Here is an 890-nt window from a genome sequence, read left to right on the forward strand (position 1 = left end):
AAGAATGGCACCTTTCCTAGGGAACAGGCCGAACACTTGAGCCGCTCGGGTACTCAAGAGCTCCACCAGGTGAGCCACAGGAAGCCCTCTTCTCTCCACTCCCTCGGTCCACAGCAGCGGCAGGCGAAACTCGACTCCGCCGACTCCGAATGCCACGCGGTCGAACCTTTGCACCAGCATGCCCGAATCCTTGCTGCGATCGAGGAACTTCTCCTTCTCCCACCGGTACCAGGTACAATCGTCGGAACCCGTGGTGTCCACCACCCCGGCCGACACGGCGCGCCATAAGTATTCCCGGTTTTGCGCAGACCTCAGGGGAGGAGTCATCAAGTACAGGTGGCCGTCTTCATGGTCCAGAACTCCCTGGTCGAATACGAGGTAATGCGGGCAGGTTTCGATATAGATCTTCGCACCGTCCGTCCTAAGTTCCGCCAGTTTCCGAGCCACCCGTGCGGAGCTCACGTGAAATACGTAAAGCGCACTCCCCTCGTTCCATGCCAAGTGTGCGGCCCGCAGGGCGGCATCCTCTTCTGCAGTTTCCGACCGCACTCGGCAGATGTCGGACCACCGCCGAGTCGTCACCTTCCTCATGTTCGACTCGATGATGATATCGCTCTCCGCGTGTACGCCGGGGAGCAACGGGAGGCCCGAACATCTCGAGAACACGGATAGCATGTCCTGGTCCGAGACCATGATCCCCTCGTCTTTGTACGTCATGTACATCTTGAAACTCGGAATCCCCATGGCCGCCATTGTTTCAAGCTCCGCGAGTATCCCATCGTTTACCTCAACGATGGTGGCGTGCAAACCATAGTCCACTATCGAGCAGGCCATCTGCTCAAGTCTTCGTTCCACCCCTCGGACCAGGGTCTCGCCCCTCTTCGTCTCCG

At 58.9% G+C, this 890-nt stretch carries 1 protein-coding gene; it reads right to left on the minus strand.

Annotation, left to right across the window (positions count from 1 at the left end; translation table 11 throughout):
• A partial coding sequence (locus NUW23_14510; protein ID MCR4427372.1) for an amidohydrolase family protein occupies positions 1–890 on the minus strand: 890 nt, incomplete at both ends.

The sequence above is a fragment of the Bacillota bacterium genome, assembly GCA_024655925.1.
Lineage (GTDB): Bacteria > Bacillota > DTU025 > DTU025 > JANLFS01 > JANLFS01.